This is a genomic window from Pseudomonas sp. CFBP 13711 (assembly GCF_014842265.1).
Lineage (GTDB): Bacteria > Pseudomonadota > Gammaproteobacteria > Pseudomonadales > Pseudomonadaceae > Aquipseudomonas.
Map to the genome: position 1 here is coordinate 24,456 of NZ_JACYVI010000012.1, position 23,357 is coordinate 47,812.

18 protein-coding genes and 1 pseudogene are annotated in these 23,357 nt (G+C 63.6%); 3 read left to right on the top strand and 16 right to left on the bottom strand.

Annotated features, from left to right (window positions below; genetic code table 11):
* Positions 1 to 126: 126 nt before the first annotated feature.
* From IFT47_RS20655 to gspE, 12 genes and pseudogenes are all read right to left on the bottom strand, one after another.
* Positions 127 to 2,478 (bottom strand): annotated as a pseudogene (locus IFT47_RS20655) (membrane-bound PQQ-dependent dehydrogenase, glucose/quinate/shikimate family); the annotation flags it as partial.
* 149 nt (positions 2,479 to 2,627) lie between these two features.
* Positions 2,628 to 4,970 (bottom strand): type II secretion system secretin GspD, encoded by a 2,343-nt coding sequence (gene gspD / locus IFT47_RS20660; RefSeq protein WP_192173860.1) that lies wholly within the window; start codon positions 4,968 to 4,970, stop codon positions 2,628 to 2,630.
* The gene (locus tag IFT47_RS20665) at positions 4,954 to 5,490 is read right to left on the bottom strand and encodes a general secretion pathway protein GspN (RefSeq protein ID WP_192173861.1); all 537 of its coding nucleotides are present in this window, start codon (positions 5,488 to 5,490) and stop codon (positions 4,954 to 4,956) included. Before IFT47_RS20665 ends, gspD begins: the two co-directional genes overlap by 17 nt.
* Entirely contained in the window at positions 5,487 to 6,125 is a 639-nt protein-coding gene (gene gspM, locus IFT47_RS20670) for a type II secretion system protein GspM (protein ID WP_192173862.1), read from the bottom strand. Before gspM ends, IFT47_RS20665 begins: the two co-directional genes overlap by 4 nt.
* Positions 6,100 to 7,155 carry a PilN domain-containing protein gene (locus tag IFT47_RS20675; protein ID WP_192173863.1) on the bottom strand — a complete coding sequence of 352 codons (1,056 nt, stop codon included), beginning with the start codon at positions 7,153 to 7,155 and terminating at the stop codon, positions 6,100 to 6,102. The genes gspM and IFT47_RS20675 overlap by 26 nt, the downstream gene beginning before the upstream one ends.
* The gene (locus tag IFT47_RS20680; protein WP_192173864.1) at positions 7,152 to 7,874 is read right to left on the bottom strand and encodes a general secretion pathway protein GspK; all 723 of its coding nucleotides are present in this window, start codon (positions 7,872 to 7,874) and stop codon (positions 7,152 to 7,154) included. Before IFT47_RS20680 ends, IFT47_RS20675 begins: the two co-directional genes overlap by 4 nt.
* Positions 7,871 to 8,515: a prepilin-type N-terminal cleavage/methylation domain-containing protein gene (locus IFT47_RS20685; protein WP_192173865.1), complete on the bottom strand. Its 645-nt coding sequence runs from the start codon at positions 8,513 to 8,515 to the stop codon at positions 7,871 to 7,873. The genes IFT47_RS20680 and IFT47_RS20685 overlap by 4 nt, the downstream gene beginning before the upstream one ends.
* Positions 8,512 to 8,892, bottom strand: a complete 381-nt coding sequence (locus tag IFT47_RS20690; RefSeq protein WP_192173866.1) for a type II secretion system protein — start codon at positions 8,890 to 8,892, stop codon at positions 8,512 to 8,514. Before IFT47_RS20690 ends, IFT47_RS20685 begins: the two co-directional genes overlap by 4 nt.
* Positions 8,889 to 9,326, bottom strand: coding sequence for a GspH/FimT family pseudopilin (locus IFT47_RS20695; protein ID WP_192173867.1), 438 nt, complete (start codon positions 9,324 to 9,326; stop codon positions 8,889 to 8,891). The genes IFT47_RS20690 and IFT47_RS20695 overlap by 4 nt, the downstream gene beginning before the upstream one ends.
* Positions 9,327 to 9,335: 9 nt before the next feature.
* Positions 9,336 to 9,764: a type II secretion system major pseudopilin GspG gene (gene gspG / locus IFT47_RS20700; protein WP_192173868.1), complete on the bottom strand. Its 429-nt coding sequence runs from the start codon at positions 9,762 to 9,764 to the stop codon at positions 9,336 to 9,338.
* A gap of 33 nt (positions 9,765 to 9,797) precedes the next feature.
* Entirely contained in the window at positions 9,798 to 11,012 is a 1,215-nt protein-coding gene (gene gspF, locus IFT47_RS20705) for a type II secretion system inner membrane protein GspF (RefSeq protein WP_192173869.1), read from the bottom strand.
* A 1-nt stretch (position 11,013) separates the two neighbouring features.
* Positions 11,014 to 12,732, bottom strand: a complete 1,719-nt coding sequence (gene gspE / locus IFT47_RS20710; RefSeq protein ID WP_192173870.1) for a type II secretion system ATPase GspE — start codon at positions 12,730 to 12,732, stop codon at positions 11,014 to 11,016.
* 598 nt (positions 12,733 to 13,330) lie between these two features.
* Here gspE and IFT47_RS20715 point away from each other — a divergent pair.
* Both IFT47_RS20715 and IFT47_RS20720 read left to right on the top strand, forming a co-directional pair.
* On the top strand, positions 13,331 to 13,570 hold the full coding sequence (locus IFT47_RS20715; protein WP_192173871.1) for a hypothetical protein: 240 nt from the start codon (positions 13,331 to 13,333) through the stop codon (positions 13,568 to 13,570).
* Positions 13,571 to 13,626: 56 nt separating this feature from the next.
* Positions 13,627 to 16,320, top strand: a complete 2,694-nt coding sequence (locus tag IFT47_RS20720; RefSeq protein ID WP_192173990.1) for a beta-glucosidase — start codon at positions 13,627 to 13,629, stop codon at positions 16,318 to 16,320.
* Between the two features lie 51 nt (positions 16,321 to 16,371).
* Here IFT47_RS20720 and IFT47_RS20725 read toward each other — a convergent pair whose 3' ends face one another.
* The 4 genes from IFT47_RS20725 to IFT47_RS20740 all read right to left on the bottom strand — a co-directional run bounded on the left by IFT47_RS20725 (position 16,372) and on the right by IFT47_RS20740 (position 22,138).
* Positions 16,372 to 17,022, bottom strand: a complete 651-nt coding sequence (locus tag IFT47_RS20725) for a TetR/AcrR family transcriptional regulator (protein WP_192173872.1) — start codon at positions 17,020 to 17,022, stop codon at positions 16,372 to 16,374.
* A gap of 55 nt (positions 17,023 to 17,077) precedes the next feature.
* Complete coding sequence (locus tag IFT47_RS20730; protein ID WP_192176541.1) at positions 17,078 to 18,433, bottom strand: MATE family efflux transporter; 1,356 nt, start codon at positions 18,431 to 18,433, stop codon at positions 17,078 to 17,080.
* Positions 18,434 to 18,512: 79 nt separating this feature from the next.
* A complete protein-coding gene (locus IFT47_RS20735; protein ID WP_192173874.1) occupies positions 18,513 to 21,098 on the bottom strand; it encodes a bifunctional diguanylate cyclase/phosphodiesterase in 2,586 nt (861 codons plus the stop codon).
* 32 nt (positions 21,099 to 21,130) lie between these two features.
* Positions 21,131 to 22,138 carry a DNA-binding protein gene (locus IFT47_RS20740; protein ID WP_192173875.1) on the bottom strand — a complete coding sequence of 336 codons (1,008 nt, stop codon included), beginning with the start codon at positions 22,136 to 22,138 and terminating at the stop codon, positions 21,131 to 21,133.
* Positions 22,139 to 22,318: 180 nt separating this feature from the next.
* Between IFT47_RS20740 and IFT47_RS20745 the strand changes: the two genes are divergently transcribed.
* The gene (locus tag IFT47_RS20745) at positions 22,319 to 23,284 is read left to right on the top strand and encodes a tyrosine-type recombinase/integrase (protein ID WP_192173876.1); all 966 of its coding nucleotides are present in this window, start codon (positions 22,319 to 22,321) and stop codon (positions 23,282 to 23,284) included.
* Positions 23,285 to 23,357 lie beyond the last annotated feature (73 nt).

Sequence of the window (23,357 nt, forward strand, 5' to 3'; positions counted from 1 at the left end):
TCAGCCGGGAAGACGCTAGTGTGAGCGGCACATATTCAGCGGTGTGACATCCGGCGCCTTTCCGGCTAAAGCCAGTCCTACAGGGTGACCGCATATCCCTAGTAGGACCGGCTTCAGCCGGGAAGNCACGCTGTCACCCAACGTGGTACCGAGCGAGCCGTGCCCGCCGGCCGAGATGACGACGTACTGCTTGCCGTCGCTGCCCAGGTAGGTCGAAGGCGTCGCCTGGCCGCCCGCTGGCAGCTCCTTCTCCCAGAGCACGTCACCGGTGTTGATGTCGTACGCGCGGATGAAGTTGTCCGCCGTGGCGCCATGGAACACCACGCCGCCCGCCGTCACCAGCGGACCGCCGTGGGCGACCATGCCCATCGGGAAGCCGATGGGGAAGCGGCCCGGCAGGAAGCTGGTCTTGAGGTTTTGGGTGGTGCCGGTGCGGCGCATCCACTCGGTTTTGCCGGTGGTCAGGTCAACCCCGACCATGCGGCCCCACGGCGGCGCGATGCACGGCACGCCCAGCGCCGAGGCGAACTGCTTGATGCGAATCGCGTAGTCACCGTTGAAGTTCTCGTTCCAGTACGGCGTGCCGTCCTGGGTGAACAGCCGTTTCTCGGCGGTTTCCGGGGTGCGCTTGATCAGGTGATAGGTGTAGGCCAGACGCACCGGCGCGGCGATCAGAATCTGCCGATCCGGGTCGACCGCCACCGAGCCCCAGTTGAACGCCCCGATGTTGCCCGGAAAGATCAGCGACCCCTGCTCGGTACTCGGCGTCCATGGATTGCCGTCGTAGCGCAGCGTGTTATAGGTCGTGCGGCAGGACATCTGATCGAACGGCGTCAGGCCCCACATCGATTTTTCGCTCAGCGGTTCCGGGATGAAGTTGATCTTCGACACCGGCTGGGTCGGCGCGAAATGCTCGCCCGGCACGCCGCCCTGGGTCGACACCTTGACCTGATCGACCGGGAAAATAGGTTCGCCGGTCAGCCGGTTCAGCACAAAGATGTTGCCCACTTTGGTCGGCAGGATCAGCGCCGGTTGCTGGCTGCCCGCCTTGCCCACGTCCATCAGGGTCGGCTGCGACGGGTTATCACGGTCCCACAGGTCGTTGTTCGAGGACTGGAATTTCCACTTGAACGCACCGGTGTTCAGGTCCAAGGCCACCAGCGTGTCGCGGAATTTTTCCGTGTTGCTGTTCGGGTCGCGGTTGATGCCGAGCTCGTCCGGCGAGGCGTTGCCGAACGGCACAAACACCAGACCGTTCTTCATATCGGCGCTCAGGGTGCCCCACGCCACGGGTGTGTCCTGCGGGTAGGTCTGGTCGGCCGCGATGGGCTGGGTCATGGCCGGGTTGGCCGGATCGAAATTCCACACCAGTTGGCCGGTCACGGCGTTGTAGGCGCGGATCACCCCCGACGGGTTGCCGTCGTTGTAGCCGTTGTCCATCACCGAACCGCCGACGATGACCAGATCACCGGCAATCAGCGGCGCGGCGGTCTGCATCAGCGCGTGGGGACGGATCTCGCCCATGTTGGCGCTGAGGTCAACCACGCCGTTGTTGCCGAAATCGCTGCACAGTTTGCCGCTGTCGGCGTCGAGGGCTACCAGCTTCGCGTCAGTCGTGGCGGTGAGGATGCGTTTGGCGCACTGGCTCGGCGAGGCCTTGGCCGCAGCCGTTGCGGCCGGGGCGTAGTAACTGACCCCACGGCAGGTCTGATGCTGCTGCAGGTAGGAGCGGTTTTTCTCCGGCGCCCACTTCCAGTCCAGCTTGCCGGTTTCAGGGTTCAGCGCGTGCACTTCGTTGTGCGCCGTGCAGACATAGACCCGGTTGTTGACCTTCAGCGGCGTGGCTTCGAAGGTGTACTCGCCGGCGTCTTTGGCGGCATCGCGCAGATCGCCGGTATGGTATTCCCACGCCACGGACAGCTTCTTCACGTTACCGGCATTGATCTGGTCAAGGCTGGAGAAACGCTGACCGTCGTTGGTGCCGCCGTAGGCGACCCAATCGTTAGCGGCTTCGCCCGTGCTGCGCGCTGCCTGCGGGGTGTCGATCTTGCCCGCCACCGGGTACGGGTCGTAGAACATCACCGCCAGCACGATCAGCATCATCACGCCCACGGTGCCACCCAGAAACGGGTGAAAGCGGCGCGTGTCGCCCGGGTTCTGCGCCTTGTACAGCGGACGCACCACCCACGGCAGCGTCAGCCACAGACCCAGCAGCGCGAACAGGTCACCGCGCGGGATCCACTGCCATTTGTCGAAGCCGACCTCGTAGACGATCCAGATCAGAATCCCCCACATCAGCAGCGCATACACCGTCAGCGCCGCTTTCCTTTTCAGGATCAGCAGCACCGCCGAAGCCAATACCGCGAGGGCAATCATCGAGTACGCCGCCGAGCCGCCGGCGGCCACCAGTTGCGCCCCCATGTACAACAGGGCAATGGCGAAAATCGCCATCACCACCCCAGTCACTCTCAAGATCATTGTTGGTTTTCCGTGTTGGGGCCGGTGATGGCTCCGTGTGGGAAGTGGGCGAAAGCGGGACGTCCGAGCCGTCCGTTCGCAAGCGTTCCTGCGCATATTAGCGCCCACACTGCGCACCCCGGAAAACTTTGTTACAGCTGCGCGAGCGTCTAGCGCAGGGCTTGTGGCGCGCCTGAGCCGTTTAATAACTGCATCTGCTGACGATAATCGTCGGTGACCTGGCGTGCCTGGCTGCTGCTGTTGATGACCCGCGGCGTGATCAACACCAGCAACTCGGTGCGGTCCTTTGACTTGCTGCGATTGCCGAACAGCCAGCCCAGTCCGGGCACCCGGCCCAAGTACGGCACCGCGCTGACGCTCTCGCTGTTGTCCTGCTTGATCAGCCCGCCGAGCAACACGGTCTGCCCGCTTTGCGCAGCGACCTGGGTCGACACCGAGCGCGTGGAGATGCGCGGGTTGCCGTTCACCGTCACGGTGTCGTCGGCATCGCTGACCTGCTGCTGGATGTCCATGTACACCAGACCGCCCGGGTTGATGCGCGGGACGACGTTGAGTATCACACCGGTCTGCAAATACTCGACGCTGCTCAGAGTGGTGTCCGAGGTGCCGGTGTTGACGGTGGTCTGGCTGATGGGGATGTTGTCGCCGACCTGAATCTGCGCGCTTTCGTTGTTCATCACCACCAGCGACGGCGCCGACAGCACCTGGGTGCGGCCGTTGGTTTCCAGCGCGTGAATCGCCACTTGCAGGTTGGTGCTGACAAAGGAATAGAACAGCGAATCGGTCGAACCCAGACCGGCACCGCCTCCCCCCAGCGCACCCTGACTGCCGGCAGTGTTGGCGACCGTGGTGCTGGTGGAATTGCCGGCCAGGCGTCCGAGGTACCACTGAACCCCCTGATCGAGCTCGCCGGTCAGCTTGACCTCGAGAATCCGCGTTTCGATCTGCACTTGCAGCGGCGCATTGTCCAGACGTTTGATCGCCGCTTCGATCTCTTTCCACTGCGCAGGACGCGTGCGCACCAGCAGTTGGTTGCTGCTTTTCTGCGCCGAGATGCGGGTGGTCGAGTCCAGGCCTCTCTGCCCGTTGCCCGAGGTGGCAGTGGCCGATAACGTGCTGTCGTCGGAACCGCTGTCGATGCCGGTGTCCGCGTCTTGCTCCTGCTCGTCGTCTGAGGTCGCTGTGTTCTGAGTCCCGCCCTGGGACATGCCGCCTTGGCCATTGCTGTTCAAACCGGCGCTGCCACTCAATCCGCTACCTGAACCCAGACCGCCAGACGTGCCCCCCGTCAACGACGACATCGAGCGCGTGCGCAAACCCGGCGCGACCTTCGCAGCGCTCTCCTTTTGTACCGCGCCCGTGCCGTAGATCTGCTTGAGGTATTTCGCCAGGTCGGTGGCCTTCATGTTGCGCACGTCGTACACGTACAGCTGCGGCTCGTTGCCGCCGCCCTCATCGATGGTGCGAATCCAGGTGCCCACTTCGTTCAGGTACTCGGGCTGGGAAGAAAACGCCACGACCGAGTTGGTCCGCTCGATCGGCAGAAAACGCACCATCCCCGCCAACGGCATGCCGCTGTCCGGCCCGAACAGCTTCTGCAGCTCCGGCATCAGCTCGCTGACCGAGGCCCGTTGCAGGCCGAACACGCCGACCGACATGCCCTTGAGCCAGTCGACGTCGAAGGTGTCGATGGTCTGCTGATAGTTCGCCAGCTCCTCAGCGGTGCCCGCCAGGCTCAGCACATTGCGCGCAGGGTCCACCAGCAGGAACGCGTTCTCCCGGGCGAACGGCTTGAGCAGCTTCTGCATCTCGGTGGCGGAGATGTAGCGCAGCGGGAACAGCCGCGCCGACAACCCGGCAGAGGGCTGGGCCACGGCCATTTCCGGCACCAGCTTGCCGGCAATCGCCTGGCTGGCCGGAAGGATGACGTAGCGATTGCCCTGGCGAATCATCGCGTTGTCGGTCCACGACAGCAGGGTCTCCAGAATCGACAGCGCCTGCTGCGGATTGACCGGCCGGGACGTGGAGAAACTCACTTCGCCCTTTACCCCTTGGGCAATGGTGTAGCTCTCGTGAAGCATGTCGCCGAGGATGCTGTTGACCACCGCTTCGATGGGCTGGTTGGCGAAATTGAAGACGATGTCGCCTTCCGCCGCGCGAGGCGTTGCGGCTGTCGGCGCCGGTGTTTTCACGAAGCGCTGGGTGCCCCTGATGATTTGCCGGGTGCCGGTGCTTGCGGTTGAACTGTCCGCCGCATTGGTCTGTGGCTGGACGGCCATCTGCTCGCTGCGTGGATCGATCGGCCGACGCTGGCTTCCGGTTCCGTCCAGCGCCTCGCGCAGCATGCCGTTGTCCGGCTCAAGGGTCGTCGGCGCGGTGGTGCAGCCGCTCAAGGCAACGGCCGCCGCCAGGCACAGCAAGGGCGAGCGCAGCGTCGCGACGGGTTTGGTGCTGCGGGCACGGCGCAGGGAAGGATTACGGGGCAGGTTCATGGAGGTCTTCACGGGAAAGGGAAAGCGGTGGTGAGTTCGACGGCGCAGGCAATCGCAGGCGCCGGACAGTGAGGGTTTCGGTGCGCTCGCCGAGGCTAAACGTGGCGCTCGTCGGGCTGATGGCGCGCAGGGTCCAGCCGTTGGGCAACGGCCCGTTGAGGCGGACTTTCAGCGCCGGGCCGGTGGCCGGTTTGATGAATGCCAGCTGCACCGTGCCGTCGAGCAGCACGCCGGTCAGGGTCAGCCCGCTCAGGCTGGACGCTGTCTGATTGGCTGGCTGTTGCAGGTCCGGGCGGCGGTCGACGCTGAACAGCGGGGTTTGCCAGGCGTTGGCCAGACTCGGCAATGCCACGGGCGCTAACACCGGCGTTTTTGCTGCGACCGCCGGGCGATGAGCCGGTTCGGCGGGCAGCCAGTCCGCCGACTGCCAGGTGCCGTTGAGCACCAGAGCGATCAGCACCAGCAGGACAAGGGCGACGGCCATCAGCGCGCGCTCGGCCGTTATCGGGGATCGCATCATGGGGCGGCCTGCGCGGCGTCGGGTTGATCGGCAGTTGCCTTGGCCGCAACCGGCTGCAAATAGCCGCGAATCAGCAGTTGCACCGCCAGCCGCCCTGCCCCGCCTTTGCCCGGCGCACTGCTCGCGCGGCGCACGCTCATGTGATCGATGAACAGCAACGGCCGCTGATACTCCAGCCCGTGCAACACCGCCATCAGCGGCTCGATGGCGCATTCCAGGGTGACGCTGACCTTGACCTGGCGAAACGGCTCGCTGCCGTCCTGCTCCGGGGTGATCGGCATCCGTTGAGTGAGCGTGCAGCCGGCGCCGTTCGCGCCTTGGGCGGTGATGACGTCAGCGACGTGCTGCATGAGATCGGCGGCTACGGCGCTGAGGTCTTCGCCAGTCAACAGGCTCGCGCTGCTGGCCGGGTCCTGCGCGGCCGTTTCCAGCGCTGCGTTCAGGCTTTCGCGCTGCTGCAGCACGCCGGCGTAGCGCTGCTGTTGCGACTTGAGCTGCTCGGTCTCTTCGGCCATGTCCCGCAGCGGTGCGGCGAACCAGCTGTCAATCAACAGCCAGTAGCCTGCGCCGATCACCAGCGCGAGGACGATCAAGGCAGCGCCGCGACGTTCACGGGGTGTCAGTGTTCGGCCCATCGGTGGCCTCCTGATGCAGGCGTGCGTGCAGGGCAAAGCGTTCTTTGCCGCTGGCGGCGTCGGGCTGGATCACGCCCTGAAACTGCGGGTTTTCCAGGCTGCGGCAGTCTTTCAAACGGCTGATCAGCGCACTGGCACGCACGCTCTGGCCGGAAAACGACACGTCGTCAGCGTCGATTTCGAGCTGCTCCAGCCAGGTGTCGTCGGGCAGGCAGGCGGTCAGTTCACTCATCAGCGCGGCCATGGTCGGGCGCGCAGCCTTGTGCCGGTTCAGGTAATCGGCGGCGCCGAGGGTGTTGGTCAGTTGCTGACGCAGTTGCTGGACCTGCGCCACCTCGGCTTTCTGGGCTTGCACCGTGGCGCGCATGTCTTGCAGCCGTTGCTGACGATCGTGCAGCCACAGGCCCATCAGCGTCACGAGCAGCACGGCGCATGACCCGGCAAGCACACGACGTCGGCCCACGCCCCCGCGCGGGTTCACCGGACGCGCGGCGTCGGGCAGCAGGTCGATGCCCAGCGGCGTGCCGTCCTCTGCGCAGACGTCCACCCGTCGCGGCATCAAGCCGAGGGCGGTGCAGTCCGCCAGAATCGCGTTCAGGCGCTCGCGGAGGATGGCGATCAAGGTGACTTGCAACCACCCGGCGCTGCGGCCGTCCTGGCGCACCACATAAAGCAACTGGTCGCGGGGATACGGCGTGTATTTGTCCAGCTCATAGCCGACCACGGCGGTGAGATCCCGCGACGCCGCCGTCGGCAATTGCAGGCGATGAATCATCACCAAGGGGGTCGGCAGCATCAACACTTGCCGGGCGCCGGCCTGCACTTCGGGGCCGGGCATCGTGATCGGCCAGCGATGGGTCTGCACGGGTACCTGGGCGCTGAAGCGATGACGCAAACGCGCCGGCACGCAGCCGCGCAATTCCGCCAGCCACAGCTGCCAGACACGTTGCGCCACGCTGCCCTGCCAGCGCCGTTCAACAGTGGCCAGGTATGCCCGAAGCGGCCCAGGGACTGAAAAGAGTGAATTCATTCTTGCCAACGCAGCACCCGATAAGGCTGAGCGTTACCCTCCGATGGGGACAGTAGAACGGTGGTCTGAAGCCGGGCGACAACGCCATCCGGCAGTTGCGCCTGACTGTCGATGCTCAGCACGCTGCCAGGGTCGGTGCCCGTGGCTGTCTCTTGCGGCAGATTCAAAGCGCTGCGCAGCAACGCCGAGGCGAATGCGGCGTCCGGCCGCGACAGCCCGCTCCACAGCGTCACCTCCGGGGCCATGCGCTGGTAAAGGCGTTGGGTCATACCCGGGACCTGGCGCAGTTCCTCGATAACCCGCAACGGCGCAGCGCTGCCGTCGCGACGCGCCTGCAGCGCCCGGCCCAGGCGGGTCGCGTCGTCGCGATCGGCGCCGCAGGCCTGGGCGACCCGGGTGATGTCCTCGTTGCTGGCCGCATTCAGATCGAGCTTGCCGCGCTCGCTGCTGACGCTGACCACCATCCGCGCGTCGTCGAAGGCCAGCGGCACGGTGCGGCCGTCGGCGATCCAGCGCGGTCGGTGATTCAGGTCCAGCAACGACTGCAACGCCAGGTTCATCCCGGCCTGGGCCGCCAGCAGCGCCTGGGTGTGCTGCCGCTGCCATAACGCTTGTCGGGTTTCCAGCTGCACCCAGCCGGCCAGACCGCCGAGCAACAGGCTCAGCGTCGCCACTGCCCAAAGCACCAGCAACAAGGCCACGCCGCGCTGCCGATTCATTGCGTGGCTCCTGCAGATGCCACAGCGCCGGACGCCCCGCCGGACAGGTCCAGCCGCAGGGCGATGACTTCGCTGGGCCAGTTCACCGGGCCATCCATCTGCACGTCGACGCGCACGGCGCGGGGCAAACGGTTGGGCCACGGCCACTCAGCCAGCCAGCCGGTCGCCTCACCTTTTGGCGTCATGCCGCGATAGCTCAACGACAAACTGTTCACCCCGTGAAGCAACACCTGGGGCTCACCCCACGCGCGCAATACGTTGTCCTGGACCTGGGCGAAGGCGATCTGCAAGCGACGGTCCGCTTCCGGCCCGGACATCTCCAGGGTGTGCAGCTGAATGCCGCCGCCCAGGTTGCCCGGCAAGGTCGCGGCAAACTGCATGCGTTGCGCCGAACCCACAAAGAGCCCTGCGCCGGAATGGTCGTTTTCCGCCAGATCCAGCGGCAGCGCCTGGCTGATGGCCTGACGCAAAAAGCCCTGGGCCGCCCGCCGCTCATCCAGCCGTGAGGTGTAATGATCGGCCTTCACCATCGCCCGATTCGCCCCCACCAGCGCGCCGCCGACCAGTGTCAGCAGCACCGCCAGCAGGCTCAGTACGATCATGATTTCCAGCAGGGTAAAACCCGCTTGTCGTCTGCTCACTGGGCGCCCGCCCTGGAAGGACTGACCAGCCGCAGGGTGCTGAACCGCGCCTCACGCCGGCCTTCGCTGACGATCACATTCACCCGCAACATTCGCGGCTGGCCGGCGTCGGTGGGCAACGCCCAGACGTTCATTGCCCATTCAATGCCATCGTCCATCACGCCGTTGCTCAGCCCCGGTTGCAACACGCCGACGGCCTGATCATCCAGCACCGAACGCGCTGCCTGGCTGAGCCGGTCCTCGCGATCAACCTGCTGTAACGAGCGAGCGCTCTGCCCGAACGCCATCAGCAGCACGCCACTGCACAGGGCCATGACCACCAGCGCGGCGAGCATTTCCAGCAGGGTGAAACCAGCCTGACCGTTGCGAGCCTTCATGGCAGAGCACGGCTCTTGACGCTGCCGGTGAGCCAGCCGATGTCGATGCGCCAGCGCCGCTCACCCTGGAACACCAGCAGATTGCCGCCGCTGGAACTGCCATCCGGGTAGAACGCGACAGCTGCATTCAGATCCGCCGCCGTGTTCAGCTGCACGCCCACTTCAGCCGGCCATTGCTGGGGCCGTTTGCCGGGGGCCTGAAAGGTGCGGCGGTCGAGATCAAATGAAGTCTCCCGAGGCTGCCCGCTGATGATCGCCGCGCTGCGGGTCGTGCGCAGGGCCTGAACCATTTGCCCGAGCAACTGGCGGTCCGCGGCCTGCTGCAACCCCTTGTGCAAGCCAAACCCGACCACGCCGATGCCGATGCTCATCAAGACGATGACCACCAGCATCTCCAGCAGGGTAAAACCGCGGCTTGCCACAGGCGCGTTCATGCTCGCCGATTACTCCCAGTTGCCCAGGTCGGCGTTGTAGCCTTCGCCGCCGGGCTGGCCGTCCTGACCATAGAAAATCAGGTCGAACGGGCCGTGCTGACCCGGAAAGCGATAGCCGAAGGCGTGACCGAAGGGGTCTTTGAGGTCCGACGGCTTGGCGTACGGCCCGGCCCAGCCTGAGGCGTTGGCCGGTTTTTCGACCAGTTGCTGCAGGGTTTTCGGCGGCGAACCCAGGTCCAGGCCGTAGCTTTCGATCTTCATGCTCAGGCTCGCCAACTGCGCCTTGCCGGCGCCGTACTTGCCCTTGTCGACGTTGCCGCCGACCTGACGCACAACGATGGTCGCGACGATGCCCAGCAGCACGATGACCGCGAGCATCTCCAGCAGGGTGAAGCCGCGCTGGCGGCGGGTGACAGCGGTGAACGGCGTGGGGCGCATCGGTCTGGTTCTCTGATTGAAAGGATTCGGGTTTCAGATATTGCTGGTCAGGCTCATCAGCGGCAGCATGATGGCCAGCATGATCACCGCCACCAGCACCGCCATGACCACGGTCAGGCTCGGCACCAGCGCGGCGAGCATGCGGTCGATGCCGCGTTTGGCCTCGACGTCGAACACGTCGGCCACCTTCAGCAACATGGTGTCCAGTTCGCCGGCCTGTTCGCCGACCTCGATCATTTGCAGGGCCAGGTCCGGCAGCAGCGGTTGCTCGCCGAACGCACTGGCCAGCGTGCCGCCGCCTTTCACCGACTCACTGGCCTGCTCGACCTGTTGCTGCAGCGCGCGGTTGCTGCAGACTTGCCGGGCGATGACCAGCGCCTGCAACAGCGCCACGCCGTTGTTCAGCAAGGTGCCGAGGGTGCGCGCCAGCCGGGCCGCTTCGATGCGCTGCAGCAACGGGCCAATCACCCCCATGCGCAGCAGACGCCGGTCACGTCGCAACCGTCGTTGGGGATCGCGGGCGCGCAAGGCGATGACCCAGACCAGCGCAATAGTGCCGGCCAGCAGCATCAGCCCGAAGTCACTGAGGAACTGCCCGAGCCAGAGAATCGCCTGTGTGATGAAGGGAATCGGCACGCCGAGGTCGCGAAAGATCGGCACGAATTGCGGCACGACGTACGCGAGCAGCAGCGCCAGGGAACCGAGCACGCCGACCACCAGAAATGCCGGGTAGATCAGCGCGTTGATCACTTCGCCGCGCAACATCTGGCTGCGTTCCAGGTATTCGCTGAGCTGGCGCAGGGTGTTTTCCAGCGCGCCGCCGGCTTCACCTGCGCGGACCATGCTGATGTACAGCGGCGAAAACTGCCGGCCCTCTTCTTCCAGCGCCACGGACAGCGGCTTGCCGGCCTTGACCTGTTCGCGAATGCGCTCGATCAGTGCGCGGGTCTGAATCTGGTTGCGGGACTGGCCGGGTTGGCGCAGCAGAATGGTCAGCGAGCGTTCCAGCGGCTGGCCGGCGCCGAGCAGGGTCGCCAGTTGCTGGGTGAAGCTCATCAGCGCGGCGCCGCTCAAGGTTCCGCGACCGAGGGCCTGACGCAGCCCGCCAAGACTTGACGGGTCGATCTGCAAGACCATCAAGCCGCGCTTGTGCAGCAGGGCGACGGCCGCGTCACGGTCGGCGGCGTCCAGCAGGCCATTGTGTTCAGCGCCCTGGCCGTCCAGCGCGCGGTATTTGAACGGCGTCATGTCATTCGCCTCGGGTCACGCGCAGGACTTCTTCCAGCGAGGTAATCCCCGCCACCGCCTGACGCAGACCTTCCTCATGCAGCGTGCGCAATCCGGCGCGCCGTGCGGCCTGCTCCAGGGTCGAGGCATCGGCGCGGCTCATCAGCAGGCTGCGCAGTTCTTCGTTCATAACCAGCAATTCAGTGATTGCACTGCGGCCGCGATAACCGCCGCCGGGCGCATCGCTGCGCGGGCGGTACAAAAGAATCGGACGCGCGTCGGTGAAGCGCTCCAGCTCGTGTTCGTCGATCAGCGCCTGGGGGGCTTCGAAGGCCTCGCGGGTGAGCGGATCGAGGCGGCGCACCAGGCGCTGGGCGAGAATGCCGTTGACCGTGGAGGCGATGAGGTAGCTCTCGACGCCCATGTCCAGCAAGCGGGTGATACTTGCCGCCGCGCTGTTGGTGTGCAACGTCGACAGCACCAGGTGCCCGGTCAGCGAAGACTGAATGGCGATGCGGCAGGTTTCCAGATCGCGCATTTCACCGATCATGATCACGTCCGGGTCCTGGCGGACGATGGAGCGCAGCGCCCCAGCGAAGTCCAGACCGATGGCCGGCTTGACCTGGATCTGGTTGATCCCTTCGAGCTGGTATTCCACCGGGTCTTCGACGGTGATGATCTTGCGCTCGGCGGTGTTGAGCCGCGACAGCGCGGTGTACAGCGTGGTGGTTTTGCCGGAGCCAGTCGGCCCGGTCACCAGCAGAATGCCGTGGGGCCGCTCGAGCACCGTTAAAAAGGCATCCAGCCGCTCGCCGTCGAACCCGAGGCTTGGGAAATCGAAATTGATGGTCTGCCGATCAAGCAGACGCATCACGACTGACTCGCCAAAGCTGGTAGGCACCGTGCTCACCCGCAGGTCCAGCTCCTTGCCCTGAATCCGCAGCATGATCCGCCCGTCCTGGGGCAAGCGCCGTTCGGCGATGTCGAGGCGCGCCATGATTTTCAGCCGGGAGATCACCGCTGCCGAAGAACTGGACGGCGGCGCTTCGGCTTCGTGGAGCACGCCGTCGATGCGATAACGCACTTTCAGCTGGCTCTCGAACGGCTCGATGTGAATGTCGGAGGCCCGCTGCTCGACGGCACGCTGCAGGATCAGGTTGACCAGCCGAATCACCGGCGCTTCCGACGCCAGGTCCTTGAGGTGTTCGATGTCTTCGGGCGAGCCGTTGTGGTCGTCGAGGGATTCGATCAGCGTGCCGATGGCGCTGCGGCCCTGGCCGTAATAGCGCTCGATCAGGGTGTCAACGTCATTGCGCGAACCGATCGACAGCCACACCGGCACCTGGCAGCAATAGGCGATGGCTTCGAAGGTGTATTGCTCGCATGGGTTTGCGGAGGCGACGTGCAGACCGTCTTCGCGCCACGCCAGGGGCACCACCTGGAAATGCCGCATGAAGCGCTCGGTCAGGGCCGGCAAGGGATCAAGCATGTCGGCCGCCGCGTCGAGCGTCAGGAGTGGCGTCTGCAGCAGCGCCGCCCAGGCCCGGGCCATCTCGGTTTCCGAGACCAGCCCCAGGCGGGTCAGTAAAGCCAGCAGCCCGGCCCCTTCGGATTCGGCCATCAAGCGCCGCGCCCGCTCCAGATCAGCAGCCTTCAGCCCGGCGTTCGCCGACAGCCAGGCGCAGACCTGCTCGGCGTCCGGAATCTGCAACTGTCTGGCGTCGAGCGGGTTTAGGGGCATGGCGGTTATGGGTCTGGATGATGGATTAACTAATGAATACGGCGGCCATTTAATAACGCCCACGCGTTATAAGCCGTGAATGATTCATCCAACGGCTTTCAATCGGCCTGCGTTTAACTTGGGTACTTTTTAGTTGAATATAAATAAACGACTGAATGCTATTAACCGCCATAGCTGGCGACTGTGTATCGGCAACTAAGGCGGCTAGGCAGTCATCTGAATGGTCGAGGATTACTCAGCGCGGAGAGAGCTTATCAGCAAGCTAAACCTAATAGCAATTAGGTTTTCTACATAGCAATATAAATCATGTTTATTCGTGATTATTAGCAATGAATCGCCAACTATGTCTCTTAAATGAGAGATTTATTGCGGTAAATTGTGATTCTTAGTCTGCCACTTAGCACTCTGCCCTGCCCGGGAACCCTCCTGAACGCGCCTTTTCGATCACCGCTCGTCTAATTTAAAAATATTCTTGCAAACCCTGAACTAATCAGTAGATTCCGCAGACTTAACGTTCGTCCTGTTCTCACGGGGCGGGTTTGCGCGTTCCTATATTTTCCACACCCCATCAATCGAGAAACAATCGATGAATAGACCCATGCTGTCTGTTTGCAGCGTCGTGCTTTTCGGCGCCTGCAGTTTTGCTGCTGTTGCGGCGGACTCCACGACCACTCAAACGACGAACTCGGCAGAAACACTTCGCGTAAATGTTGAGAAACAGCGCGATCAGTTGTCCGGCGTCGACAAAGTGGCCGTTCCGACCACCCAAACCTCTTCCGCCATGCTCGATGCGCCGGTCGACACCGGTGACGCGCCGGTTCTGGTGCAGAAGCCATGACCGACCCACGCACCCCGCCGTCCGGCCACCGTCAGCGACCAGTGAGCGCATTCCCGATGTCAGCTTTCAAACACACCCTGGCCTTGAGCCTGCTGTCCCTTGGCGTGCTGCAAGCCAACCTGGCACTGGCGGCGGTCACGCCCGCCACCGGCAACGCCGTGGAAGCCCGGGTCAGTTCGATCCTCGACAACATGAATCAATCCGAGAAGATCAACTTCACCCGCGTCAACGACGGCCACATGATCCCGTCTTTGCTCAAATGGGGCATCAAAGGCACCGTCGCCTATGACTCCTCCATGGGCGTGCACGTCAACAACGCCACCTTTGGCGCGCAGTACCCGTCGCAGTCCGCCCTCGCGGCGACCTGGAGCATCAACCGCGCCAAGGAATTCGGTCTGGCGATTGCCTACGAGACGCGGATCTCCGGCGGTCAGCAAATGCTCTCCCCCGGCGTCAACCTGTACCGCACGCCGTACAACGGGCGCTCGGCGGAATACGCCAGCGGTGAAGACCCGTTCATCGGCGCCGTACTGGCGCCGGCCGTGGTCAACGGCATTCAGGCTCAGGGCATTCAGGCGAGCGGCAAGCACTACCTGGCCAACGAACAGGAAGCCAACCGTCAGGCCGTCAACGTGGTGGTTGACGAGCGCACCCTGCGCGAGCTGTACCTGCCGGGCTTCGAGTCGATGGTGAAGAACGCCAACGTCGCGTCGATCATGTGTGGCTTCAACAAGATCAACGGCGATTACGCCTGTGAAAACCATCACCTGATCACTGACGTGCTCAAGGGTGAATGGGGTTATCAGGGCACCGTGATCAGTGACTTCAACGCAATCCATGACGCGTTCAAAGGCGCCTGGGCCGGCACCGATATCGACATGCCGTCGGGCCTGCAATTCACCGAAGCCAACCTGATGCCGTATGTGTGGAGCGGCCAGCTGAGCCAGAACGTCATCGACGACAAGGTCAAACGCAACCTGCGCGCCATCGTCAGCTATGACTTCCAGGAAAACCTCAACACCGCCAAGACTCTGGACCACCCCGAGTACGGCCAGCGCGCATCGCTGAACACGGCGCGTGAGTCGATCGTGCTGCTGCGCAACGAGAACACGGCGGCCGGCAAGCCGCTGCTGCCGCTGGCGCGCGACGCGAAGATCGCGGTCATCGGTGACTGGGCCTATCAGGCGCCTGCGTCGCCGTTCGGCACCGCCAACTCACCGCCCAACAGCTACGTCACCGAGCTGAGCGGTCTGCAGCAACTGGCGTCCAGCAGCACCAACGTCACCTACCTGTCCGAGCTGAGCCTGAACCCTAAAGCCTCGGCCTGGTTTCAGCCTGCGGTTGGCAGCAATAACGTCAACAACGCCGGCGTGAAGGCAGAGTACTTCTCCAACACCAGCTTCTCCGGCAGTCCGGCCGTGACCCGCGTCGAACCTGGCGTGAACCTCAACTGGACCACCGGCACCAACGAAACCAACGCCGGCACCACCGCGGTGTCCGGTTTCAGCCCGACCCCGGGCGCGTTTTCGGCGCGTTACACGGCCACCATCAAGCCGACCGTTTCCGGCGCCCAAGTGTTCAAGGTCCGTGCGGACGGCCCGTACAAACTCTGGGTCAATGATGAGCTGGTCCTGCAGAGCGACGGTGCGCCGTACTCTGCCGACGTGGTCAACGCGCTGACGACATCGGGCAAAACCGCCGCACTGGTGGCTGGCAAGTCGTACTCGGTGAAGCTTGAGTACCAACGCATTCAGGGCAACTTCATCCCGGCACTGGGTGGCGTGACTGGCGTGCAGATGAGCTGGGCCGCGCTGCGTCCACCGAAGGACCTGTCGAAGTACGACGCGGTCGTCATCGCAACAGGTTCCAACTACGAGCACGAAGGCGAAGGTTCCGACCACGGTTTCGAGCTGCCTGACCAGCAAGCAGAGCTGATCAGCTTCGTCACCAAAGCCAACCCCAACACCATCGTGGTCATGCACGGCGGCGGTTCGATGGACATGCAGCCGTGGGCCAACAAGGTCGGCGCGTCGCTGCAAGCCTGGTTCCCGGGTCAGCAAGGCGGCCAGGCCCTGGCCGAGATTCTGTTCGGCAAGGTCAACCCGTCGGGCAAGCTGCCGATCACCATCGACAAGAAGATCGAGGACAACCCGAGCTACGCGTCGTACCCGGATCCGGCAGCCTACCGTGGCGACAATGCGCTGACCGAAATGACCTACAGCGAAGGCCTGTACATGGGTTATCGCGGTTATGACAAGAAGCACGCCAAGCCGCTGTACCCGTTCGGCTACGGCCTGTCCTACACCACGTTCGGTTACAGCGACCTGAAGCTGTCGACCAACGTCATGGCGCCGGGCAGCACCGTCGATGTCACTTTCAAAGTGACCAACACCGGTGACAAGGCCGGGTTCGAAGTGGCCCAGCTGTACGTCCACCCGAACAACCCGGCGGTCGACCGTCCCGAGAAGGAGCTGAAGGGCTTCACCAAGGTTTACCTGCAACCGGGTGAAAGCAAGACGGTAAGCATCCCGATCGACTCGCGCTCCCTGGCGTACTACGTCGAGAAGACCGACAGCTGGGATGTCGACGCCGGCAAGTTCAAGATCCTCGTAGGGCCGGACTCCGAAGACCTGCCGCTGGATCGCACCTTGATCACGCTGTTCCCGGAACACCTGACCACCCGCGACAGCAACCCGCTGCCGATGCCACTGCGCAAGGCTGTGCAGGTCAGCGCTTCGCAAACCTACTGAGTGGGTAACCCGGTCGGGTTTCCGGTCGGGATTCAAACAGTCACTTCAAGCTCAGGGACGAGCTTGAAGGTCGGCTTTCAAACGGCGCAGATAGCCCTCGAACACGGCCATCACGTCGACATCTTCCGGGGCCCTGAGCCACTGGATCTGCACACCGTCCATGACCGAAAAAATCTCCTGAGCGAGCGCCTTCACGTCGATGTCCGAGCGCACCTCTCCCGCCTCGATCAACGCCTGCAGATGCCCCCGCGCATGTTCGTGGGTGATGTGAAAGCGCGTCTTGTACCAGTCGAAGGCCGGATGGGCCTCTGACAGGCTTTCCGTGTTGAGCACCATCGCCGCCTGGCATTCGGCCGCGTCCTGGACGCTGAAGCTCATGCTCATCCGCACGAATTTGATGAACCCCTCCAGCGTCATCTCCATGGTCAGTTCACTGAACCGCGACACCACCCGCTGATCCCGACGCTCCAGTAGCGCATTGAGCAGCGCTTCCTTGTTCGGAAAGTGATGCAGCAGGCCGACGGTGGTGATACCGGCGAGCTGCGCGACGTCCTTCATCGACGCACTGGAATAACCATTGCGGGCGAAGATCAGCGTCGCCGCATCGAGCAAGGCAGCGCGACGCATTTCACCCTTGGGCGCACGGCGGCGTTTCGGCGAGGCCACCTCGGGCGAGTCATTCCCTGATTCGTCGTCTGTCATAACACCTTGTCTCGTTGATTCGGATAAAGCCTGACAGAGCCCGGCATTGGCCTGCTCACGCCACGGCCTGGGCAGCGCCCCGGCGCTGAAAAAACCGTCTGGCGGTCAGGGACGCGATTGTAATCGAAGTCACGGCGATCAATGCGTTACCGGTCAGCATGGCCGGGAACGCACCGGCCGCGCCGAACAGGTGAATCCCGCCGAGCACGAACGGCACCGTCCCCAGGGTCGCCCGCAGCCAGGCGAACAGTGCCACCAGCCATGGGCGGCCCAGGGTGACGAACATCGCGATGGCGACGAAATCCAGCCCGATCAGCGCCCACAGCCCGCCGCCGACGTGGCAGAACGCAAGAAAGATCGCCCGACCGGTGCCTTCCAGCTGATAGGTGTCCGCCAGCGGATTCGCCTCCAGCAACAGCACGGCCCAGACCAACAGACCGTAGACGATCACCAACTTGCGACTGAAGCCAATGGCCTTGGCCACACGGGCGTGTCGATGGGCGCCGATGTTCTGCCCCAGCACCGGCGCGAGGGCGCTGGGCAGGGAAAAGAACACGCAGTAGGCGAACTGCATGACCCGGTCCATCACCGACATGGCCGCCAGCGCCGACGTGCCATAGGCGCCGATCGACGAAACCAGATAGGTCAGGCCCACGGGCGTCGCCAGATTGCCGACCATCGCCGGCAAACCGACCTGCATGACCTTGCGCGTGTGCAGACGCAGCAGTCGCCAGCGGATGGAAAACGGCATCGCCAGGCGCGTCCGCAGCCAGTGAATGCCCAGGCCCAGGGACACCAGCGCCGACAGCGCATAGGAAATCCCCGCGCCCTCAAGCCCGAGGCCAAAACCGAAGATGAACAGTGGATCGGCCAGGGCCAGTGTCGCCGCGCCCGAAAGCACCACGCACAGGGCGCGGCGGCTGTCGCCGCCGGTTCGCAGGATCTGCGCCGCCATTTGCATGGCCGATTGCAGCACGCTGAACGGCAGGGTCAGCCAGATGAAAATCCGCGCGGCTTCGTAGGTGCTGGCGTCCGCGCCGAGCCAGCGAGTAAGCGGCACCAACAGCGCCAGTTGCAACGCCGCCGCCGCGCCCGACGCGATCACCACCATCAGCATCAAGTGAGTGACCAGCCGCGAAGACGCTTTCGAGGCGCGATGACCGATCCGCTCCGACAACACCGTGGCGGCGGCGATGATCAGGCCGCTGGAGACGGCGCTGTTGAGGAAGATCAGCACCTTCGCCACCCCGGTCGCCGCGAGCAGCATCGGATCGTGGAGCATCGACACGTAGAGCAGCGTGAAAATGTCCACCAGAAACACCGCGAGCAGGCTCAACGCGCTGGTGCTCGACATCACCATGACGTGCCGGGCCACCGAGCCTTCGGTGAAAACAGCGCGCGGGTGAGTCATGAACACTCCAGAAATGAACAGTGGCCGGGTGCGGCAGCGGGTGTGATTAAAGAGGTGCTGCCGGGACAGCGCGGGCACTTTATACGTTTGTATCCGCCGCTGCCGCACTTCTCGCATCCAGCAGCGCGTGGAAGTCCGACGTGGTTAGCGGATGACTCAGAAAATACCCCTGACCTTCCTCGCACTGCACTGCCTTCAGCAATGCCAGATGCTCGGCGGTTTCAATGCCCTCGGCCGTGACCGTGAGTGAAAGCGCCCGGCCCAGCCCGACAATGGCCTGCACGATGGAGCGGTCGCCTTCGCTTTCACTGAGGCGGGTCAGGAAGCTGCGATCGATCTTCAGCCCGTCGAAGGGGAACGTGCGCAGGTAACTCAACGACGAATACCCGGTGCCAAAGTCATCCATGGCGATGCGCACGCCCAACTGCTTCAGCGTCTGCATGACATCGAGCGCCCCCACGGCGTCCTCGATCATCACCCCTTCGGTGATCTCCAGTTCGACCCGCGACGGCTCGATCCCGGTGGCCTTGAGGGCGAACTGAATGCGCGCCGGCAGGTTGCCGCGCTTGAATTCGGCAGGCGACAGGTTGATGGAAATGAACAGGTGTTTCGGCCAGCGCGCGGCTTCAGCGCATGCCTGGGTCATGACCCAGTCGCTCAGGGGGATGATCAGCCCGCTTTCTTCGGCGATGGGAATGAAGGTGTCCGGCGGAATCAGACCGCGCTGGGGATGCTGCCAACGCACCAGCGCTTCGGCGCCGACCATCTTGCCATCGGAAATGCGAAAGCGTGGCTGGAAATGCAGACGCAGTTCGTTGTGTTTGATCGCATAGCGCAGGTCGCTCTCAAGACGCCTGCGCTCGATGATTTTGGCGTTCATGTCGCCGGCATAAAACCGCCAGGTGCCGCGACCGCTGGCCTTGGCCTCATACAGCGCGATATCGGCGTAGCGCAGCAGCTCGGCCGCCTCGCGTGCGTCGGTGGGTGCCATGGCGATGCCGATGCTGGCGCTGACGAATATTTCCTGGTCGTCGATCTGCACCGGGCGTTCGATGGACTCGATCAGTCGCCGGCACAGCGATTCGACTTCGTCCTGGGTCTGGGCGTCGCTGAGGATCAGCACGAATTCGTCGCCGCCCACCCGCGCGACCAGATCGCCATGGCGCACGCAATCGGACAGCCGACTGGACACGTCATTGAGCACGCGGTCGCCGGCGGCGTGGCCGAGCAGGTCGTTCACCGGTTTGAAGCGGTCCAGGTCGATGCTCAGCATCACCAGCGGCTGGTCAAGGGTCGGCAACGCTTTCAGTTTCCCGTCCAGAAACTCCTGCAAGCGGACCCGATTGGGCAGCCCGGTCAGGGCGTCGTGCTGGGAGAGAAATTCGATGCGTCGACGGGCTTCCACCTCTTCGGTGACATCGGTGGCCGTGCCACGGAATCCACCCGCCGTCATAGAACGCGCTGACAGGCGACTGATGCGCTCGCGGCCGCAGGTCTCCAGGTAGCGGCACTGAATGGTGATGTCAGGGCGACGGTTGGGGATCGCCAGCCACTGGGTCACCTGGCCGAGCTCGGTCTGCAGCAGGTCGTCCATCAGTGCCCCGATCCACTGCGAGCGGTGCAGGCCGGTGACGCTTTCGAAACGGTCAGAGAGGTAGGTGAACCGCCCTACGCTGTCGATTTCCCAGACCCAGTCCGAGCTGGCTTCGACCACGTCACGAAAGCGCGCTTCACTGGTGGCGAGGGCGCTTTCGCTTTTTTGCAGGGACGCGTAACTGTCATCAAGGGAGCGCGCGGCGGCGGTGGTGCGACGCAGGATGGCCCAGGTCATCAGGCACACCAGCGCGGCGGCCAGCCCGATCAGCGGCAAACCGAGGGCCAGCAAACGCTGGCCAGGCTTGGGTGGTGTCCAGTGCAAGGCGCCGGCGACGCCGCCCTCGCCCAGCGGAAAGATCGAGACCTGATCGCGCTCGTCGGCCGTTGCAACGTGCAACCCCTCTACGCCGTATTCCTTGCCCAGAACGGCCAGCTTGGCGTCGTCCAGCACATCGACGAAGATCAACACCGAGGGCGTCCGGCCATCAGGCACGACGCTTGGATCGGTGCCGGGGGTGATGGCGGCTGCAGCGACCAGCGCGGGTGTGCCGTTCAAGTCAATGAAAGCGGTAACCGGGGTTTCTGTCTCGGCGCCCTCCCGGGCCTTGGCCAGCAACGCGTCCTTGGCAGGGCCCAGCCACGGCTCGGCATCGACCTTTTCCAGTTGCCCTTCGACCACGGCATACACCGTGCGGCCGGTGTCATCGATGACGAACACGCCCTGGAATCCGAAATCGCTGAATAGCGTCGGCCCGATGTTCTGACGGACAAAAGCCCAGTCGGGGTCGACACTCAGGTGCAGGTAACGGTAGGCATCGCCCCAGAACGCATAATCCTTGGTCGTGACGGTCAGCGTTTTTTGCAGCGAGCGCACCGCCTTGTCGGTGTAGAAAGCGCTCTCGATCTCCTCGGTGTGATCGAGGTCATGGGCGAGGAACGCCAACAGGTAAGCGGCCAGCAGAAACACGCCTGCCAGCAGGAACACAAATTTGAACAACGAGCCCCGCGCCAAAGCAACGGTCGAGGGGCTGGCGGATTTGATGACATCGGGGGTGGGCTGGTTTGGCATGGTTTTCCGCAAGCTGAAGACCGGCAGGTCGCTTACGTCTGTATCGGCGGCGGTGTGGCAATGATGAGCTGCACCTGAGCACGCAGGCTGTCGTTGTCTTCGGTCAAAGCAGCTATCTGCTGGTTGGCGTGCGCTAATTGCTCATTGGCCAGTGCCACTGCTTTCGCCAGAGATTTACTGTCCACTTTTATCGCCGCCAACTGCTCCTGCAGCTGCTCACGGGCGCCGTCGGCTTTCGCGGTGGCCATCTGCGCCTCGCGGAGATCGGTGGCGAGGCGCTGGGTCTGGTCATGCTGATCGGCCAGCGCCCGGGCCTGCTGACGCATTTCGCCGAGCAAGCGTTCGTTGTCGCGGTTCAGGCGCGTGGATTCATCCTGCTTGATGACCAGTGTCTCCTGAAGTTTTCGCTGTTCAAGCTGAATCTGCTGAAGCTGGGCTTCGTGGCGACGCTGATCCTGCTCGCGTTGTTCCTTGATGGCCTCGCGGTAATGCTCCAGCGCCGCGCGGGCGTGCACATGCTTTTCTTCGAGGGACTGGATCTGCAGGTCTTTGTCCTGCACCCGCCGTTCAAGGTCCTGGCACTGCTGGCTCAGACCGGCATTGCGCGTCAGTTCCGACTGCCAGGAAGAATGGGTGGTTTGCAGCTGGGCGCCCTGCTCGGTCAACGCGGCGTGCTGGGATTCGCACTGGTGCCGGGCTGATTTCAGCTCCAGCTCAAGGGCCTCCAGTCGGGCCTCCCAGGCTATCCGCTGACGATCGAAGTCCGCCTGGGCCTGGGCGACGACCTCCTCGCCCTCCTCCGTCAGCCGATCAAGCAAGCTTTCAACCAATGATTTGAGCTCTTCGCCCATGCGCTCTCGGGACGACGCTTCGGCCGGCGCTCGGGTGTCCAGCTCTTTGAGATAGCGGGCAATGGTGGTTTTCGAACCGGTGTTGCCCAGTTCCACGCGCACCGCGTCGATGCTGGGGTAAGCGCCCTTGCTCAGCAATGCCTGTCGGGCCCGCTCCACTACCGCCTTGTTAATGCCACCGCGTGCCATGCCATCTCCTACAATTTCGTACCGTGTTACGTAACACGCTATTACAGGTCACGATACCAGTTAAAACGTTGTGTGGAAATGTTTCTGCCAGGAGCCGATAATAGTGCTTTATCGCTTTTCAGACGCTGACGTCGCGATTTGAGCCAGCAAAGCGCCCGTGTCACGCCGATCGAGGGATGTATGGAAAAGGCAGATCGATACCTGTCAGCAGGAACCCGCGCCAACACGCGCCGCAGCTACCGGGCGGCGATCGAACATTACGAAGTGGTCTGGGGCGGTTACCTGCCCACCACGGGCGACGGTATCGTGCGCTACCTCGCGGAGTACGCCGACAAACACGCCATCAGTACGCTGAAGCAGCGTCTGGCCGCGCTGGCCCAGTGGCACGTCACCCAGGGGTTTCCGGACCCGACTAAAACGCCCACGGTGCGACAGCTGCTCAAAGGCATCCGCGTCGTCCACCCGGCGCAAGCCAAACAGGCGGCGCCGCTGCTGTTGCGTCACCTCGAGCAAGCGGTGACGTGGCTGGAGAACGAGGCCGATGCCGCCTGGGCACGCGGCGACCACAAGTCATTGATGCGTCACCGACGCTCTATCGCTCTGGTGCTGATCGGCTTCTGGCGAGGGTTCCGCGGCGATGAGCTGGCCAGACTGGACGTCGGCAACACCCAGGCCCAGGCGGGCGAAGGCATCAGCTTTTATCTGCCTTACACCAAAGGCGACCGTCAGCATGAGGGCACCACGTTTCGCACCCCCGCGCTGAAGACGCTCTGCCCGGTCAATGCCTATATCAACTGGATTACCGTGGCCGGCCTGACCCACGGTCCGGTGTTCCGCCGGATTGATCGTTGGGGCAACCTGTCCATGGAAGCCATCAATTCCCACAGCCTGGTGCCGATGTTGCGGCGCATCTTTAAAGACGCCGGGTTGCCTGATGACCTCTACAGCAGTCACTCAATGCGCCGAGGATTTGCAACTTGGGCGTCCGGTAACGGCTGGGATATTAAAAGCCTGATGAATTACGTCGGCTGGAAAGACATTAAATCGGCGCTGCGTTATGTAGACCCGACCACCTCGTTTGGCGGCCTGGCATTGAAGCCTGCTTTGAATACCGCTTTGCAGCCTGCAGCCCTGGCCGAAACGTGACGGCCGTTGATGTTGTAAAGCGGCCTGCGCCATTTGAACTGCCAGCTTTGCAGTCAAGGCAGGAAAGAAGGCA